At 59.5% G+C, this 4,411-nt stretch carries 3 protein-coding genes and 1 pseudogene; 3 read left to right on the top strand and 1 reads right to left on the bottom strand.

Translation table 11 applies throughout. The annotated features are described in order from the left end of the window. Together IGS51_RS20890 and IGS51_RS20885 are read left to right on the top strand one after the other, a co-directional pair. Window positions 1-391 (top strand): annotated as a pseudogene (locus IGS51_RS20890) (hypothetical protein); the annotation flags it as partial. 56 nt (window positions 392-447) lie between these two features. Then, window positions 448-642, top strand: a complete 195-nt coding sequence (locus IGS51_RS20885) for a hypothetical protein (RefSeq protein WP_297080686.1) — start codon at window positions 448-450, stop codon at window positions 640-642. Between the two features lie 38 nt (window positions 643-680). On the opposite strand, the gene mgtA is transcribed toward IGS51_RS20885, so the two are convergent. Further along, window positions 681-3,329, bottom strand: a complete 2,649-nt coding sequence (gene mgtA, locus IGS51_RS20880) for a magnesium-translocating P-type ATPase (protein WP_297080685.1) — start codon at window positions 3,327-3,329, stop codon at window positions 681-683. Window positions 3,330-3,516: 187 nt separating this feature from the next. On the opposite strand from mgtA, the gene IGS51_RS20875 reads away from it, so the two are divergent. Next, the gene (locus IGS51_RS20875; RefSeq protein ID WP_297080684.1) at window positions 3,517-4,272 is read left to right on the top strand and encodes a dienelactone hydrolase family protein; all 756 of its coding nucleotides are present in this window, start codon (window positions 3,517-3,519) and stop codon (window positions 4,270-4,272) included. Window positions 4,273-4,411 lie beyond the last annotated feature (139 nt).

The raw sequence follows: 4,411 nt of genomic DNA, 5'->3' as shown, positions 1-4,411 counted from the left end.
GAGTTTAGAAGGCGTGCCGCCGAGTCCCACGCCGCCACCGCCGCCGCCGCCTGATCCGTCACCCACGCCAGAGCCACCGCCGGAAGTCGATATCCGCACCGAAACGCTGAATCTGTCGCCAGGAGAGTCGCGGGAGGTAGACAACCAGGTGCGGGCGAATCGGATGCGTCGCTATCTGGTGGATTTGCAGAGCGATCAGGGGTTAATCGTCGATATCATCCAGGGCAATGTGCAGGTCGAGATCCGCGACCCGAATGGGCGATCGCTCTCCAGTGCGTCGGGCGGCACACTGCAAATCGGGCCAGGGCTATCCCAGTCGGGCCGCTACCAGATTGATGTCAGCGCTAACCAAACTGTGAACTATGTGCTGCGGGCGACAGCGATTAACTAGCTAACCGATTAGTTAGAACCGATTAACTAGAACCATTAATCCTGATTTAGGCAGGCATGAGAGATAGTTTAGGGCTATTGGCGAAGGTCATGGGCGGTTCTGTCCTGGGGGCGATCGCCATCAAATACTTTCCACCGCTGGCACTTGTGCCTAACAAAGTTGGCGTAGTCTGGGCGATTGTGCTGACTCCGACAGTGGTGATGGCAGCACTGTTGGGCTGGCTCACTTGGCAGAGGCGGTCATCGGCCTAGGCGGGCAGGAACCGGGCAAACCTAGCAAATGAACCCTCCTAAAGCCAGGTCTTGAAGCGGCGGATATAGGCGGCTTTGACCCCGCGAGTGACCAGCCAGTAGCCCAGGAGAATGGCAACCAGCCAGAGGAAATAGCGGGCCGGCAGCGGCACCAGCCCAATACTCGCACCCACGGACGTAAAGGGGAGCAGCAGGGCGATCGCCATCACCAGCCCCGTCATCCCCAGCACGGGCAAGGCAGCCGTACTCTCCGTAAACGGAGCCTTAACCGTGCGAATTAGATGAATAATCAGGGTTTGGGACAGCAGCCCATAGACAAACCAGCCCGACTGAAACAGCGCCGCATCGGCGGGCACATTGAACCCCAGCGCTCCCCACAGTACCGCAAACGTTACATAGTCAAACATGGAACTGACAGGCCCGAGGCACAGCATGAACCGTCGCAAATCCCCCACAGACCAGCGCTGGGGCTGCGCCAGGTAGGACTCATCCACTCGGTCAAAGGGAATCGCCGTTTGGGACAGGTCGTACAGCAGGTTTTGCACCAGCAGTTGCAGCGGCTGCATGGGCAAGAAGGGCAACAGGGCGCTGGCCCCCATCACGCTCAGCACATTGCCAAAGTTGGAGCTGGTCGCCATCTTCAGATACTTGATGATATTGCCAAAGGTGCGGCGACCTTCCACAATGCCCTGCTCTAGCACCAGCAGGCTCTTTTCAAGCAAAATTACATCGGCCGACTCCTTGGCCACATCCACCGCCGACTCCACCGAAATGCCCACATCCGCCTCTCGCAAGGCAAGCGCATCGTTGACCCCATCGCCCAAATAGCCCACCGTATGTCCCTGCCGTTTGAGAACCTGCACAATTCGGGCTTTTTGCAGGGGCGACAGCTTGGCAAACAGCGTCGTGTTCTCGGCGACGGCGGCCAGTTCCTCGTCGCTCATCGGGTCAATCGCCGAACCGAGGCAGACTTGCTCGACGGGCAGCCCGACCTCCTGACAAATCGTGCGGGCGACATGCTCATTGTCCCCCGTCAACACCTTGACACGCACGTTGTACTGCTGCAGGGCGGCGATCGCCCCCTTTGCCGTCTCCTGCGGCGGATCGAGAAACGTCAGGTATCCCACCAGCCTTAGCCCCGCCTCATCTGTCGGGTCGTAGTGATCCTGCGGCGCATCCAGCCGCTTGCAGGCCACAGCCAGCACCCGAAACCCCTGCTGGCTAAACTGCTGGGCTGTTTGGAGGGTCTGCTGATGCAGCGCGTCGGTCAGGGGCGTTGGCTCTCCCTGGTGCTGAATGTGGCTGCATAGACCCAGCACCTCCTCTACAGCCCCTTTGCAGATTAGCCGCGGAAAACCCTCCTGTTCGACCACCACAGACAGCCGCCGCCGCGCAAAATCGAAGGGCACTTCCCCCAGCTTGCGATGGGTCAATGCACGCTGAGACAAGGCACTCGCGTCGGCTGCTTCCAAAATGGCATCGTCCAATCGGTTTTGAATGCCCGTTTGGTAATAACTGTTCAAATAGGCATCGGCTAGCGGATCGGGGCTGGGCTGCCCCAGTGGGGCGATCGCACTGTGAAACGATACCTGGTTTTGGGTGAGCGTGCCCGTCTTGTCGGTACACAGCAGGTCAACTGCGCCCAGGTTTTGCACCGCATCCAGCCGCTTGGCCAGCATCTGCTGTCGGGCCAGGGCACTGACCCCGCGCGTCAGGCCGATGCTGAGAATCAGGGGCAATAGCTCTGGCACCAGACCCACAGCGACCGCCACCCCGAAGATCAGAGAAGTCGTCCACTGCCCGCGAACCAGGCCGTTGAGCAAAACCGCACTGGGGGCCATGATGGCGATGAACCCGATCAGCAGCCAGGTGATGTGGTTGATGCCCGTGTCAAAGCTAGTGGGCGATCGCCGCCCGATCAGCGTTTTCGACAGCATTCCCAAATAAGTCTGCGCTCCAGTCGCTATGACCACGGCGCGAGCGCTGCCCCCCAACACTGTGGTTCCCATAAAGCAAAGGTTGGGCAGATCCCACCAGTCGCCGTCGGGCAATGGCACGGCGCGGACGGCGCTATATTTTTGCACCAGATCCGATTCCCCCGTGAGGATCGACTGGCCCACAAAGAAGTTATTGGCCTCCAGCAGCCGCACATCCGCAGGCACCATATCTCCCGGTGCTAGATGCACGACATCCCCCGGCACCAGCTTGCGAATGGGGACTTCCTGGCGACGCTCGGCTGGCAGCAAATCGTCGTAGCGGCTGACGGTGGCAGTGGTTTCGACCAGGGCCCGCAGCTTTTCGGCGGCGCGGCTAGAGCGATATTCCCGCGCAAACCGCAGCACCCCGCTGAGCAGTACGATCCCCAGGAGTAGCGCTGCACCGCGCAGATCGCGAGTGAACCAGGCGGCGATCGCCAGCACCAGCAGCAAATACACAAACGGGCTATTGAAGGCGCGGAATAACTGCTGATACCAAGCGGGGGTACGGTCGTGGGCAATTTCATTGGGCCCAAACTGGCGGCGACGCTGGCGAGCCTGTACAGCCGTTAGCCCGTAGGGATGCGTCTCAAGCTGGTTTAGCAGATGATGAGGATCGGTTTGAGCCGCGTTTACCGCAAGCGGCAGCAACGACCCACCAGACGCAGCAGGCATTGCACGACGGGACGCAACAGAAAACCAGGAGAGCATAGGGCAAACACCTCGCCAGAGGGCTGCTTTTCATGATGCCGTGCTGAGGCGATCGCCGACGTGTCCAGCCATACCCCGACCCATACAAGTCTGCTGCTACAAGCCTGCTACATCCCAACGCTGCAAAAGTCAATTCAAGCATCCCTGTCCTACCATAGGCTGAATAGCCTATGCAGGAGGATGCCCAATGGGTCTCAAAACGGCAATCGTGGAAACTGAGGCAATCATCCCCACGCCCAGTGGAGAGATGCCCGCCTTTCTCTATCGCCCCGCTGCGCCCGCTGCGTCGGCATCCAGTCCCGCCGTTCTCTTGCTGATGGAGGCCTTTGGGCTAACCCCCCACATTCGGGACGTAGCGGCTCGCATCGCCGCCGAGGGCTACATTGTCCTCACGCCAGACCTGTACTACCGCGAATTGCCCCACAACAAATTTGGCTATGAGGAGGTGGAACAGGCGATGGCGACCATGTATCGCATGGATTTTGGGCAGCCCGTCGAACAGGATCTAAAGGCGGCGATCGCCTTCCTCAAGGCACAACCCGACGTTTTACCCGACCGAATTGGCGTTACCGGGTTTTGCCTGGGCGGGGGGTTGACCTTTTTAACAGCGTGTCGATTTTCCAGCGACATCGCGGCAGCAGCTCCCTTTTACGGCATGGTGTTGGACGATTGGGTGGAGGCGATCCAGGACATCACCGTGCCCATTTATCTGTTTCATGGCGGCGCTGATCCGTTCATTCCGCCGGAGCGCGTGCAGCACATCGAGGCACGGTTCAGGGAATTGGGCAAAGCGTATCAGCTCAAAGTGTATCCCGATGCCGACCACGGATTTTTCTGCCACGAGCGATCGTCCTACAATGCCGCCGCTGCTGAGGATGCATGGCAAGCGCTAACGCAGTTTCTGCATCAACATCTCAGTCAACACCTCAACAGGGTTTCCTGATCCATGTCTCTTCCCACGCTCTTTGTCTCCCACGGCGCACCGGATTTACCGCTCTATGAAACTGCGCCTGCCGTTGAATTTCTCAAGCATCTAGGCGCTCAGTGGCCGCGACCCAGGGCTATCCTTGTCGTGTCGGCCC

Origin of the sequence: Thermoleptolyngbya sp. M55_K2018_002, from assembly GCF_015295965.1 — a bacterium.
GTDB classification, from domain to species: Bacteria; Cyanobacteriota; Cyanobacteriia; order Elainellales; family Elainellaceae; genus Thermoleptolyngbya; species Thermoleptolyngbya sichuanensis.
The sequence above is the reverse complement of the archived record's forward strand: the minus strand, read 5'-3'. Positions and strand labels throughout refer to the sequence as shown.

What these genes read in the sequence shown, in the direction of transcription:
- mgtA (WP_297080685.1), bottom strand. Translation starts at nt 3,329, where the DNA reads ATGCTCTCCTGGTTTTCTGTTGCGTCCCGTCGTGCAATGCCTGCTGCG.
- IGS51_RS20885 (WP_297080686.1), top strand. Translation starts at nt 448, where the DNA reads ATGAGAGATAGTTTAGGGCTATTGGCGAAGGTCATGGGCGGTTCTGTC.
- IGS51_RS20875 (WP_297080684.1), top strand. Translation starts at nt 3,517, where the DNA reads ATGGGTCTCAAAACGGCAATCGTGGAAACTGAGGCAATCATCCCCACG.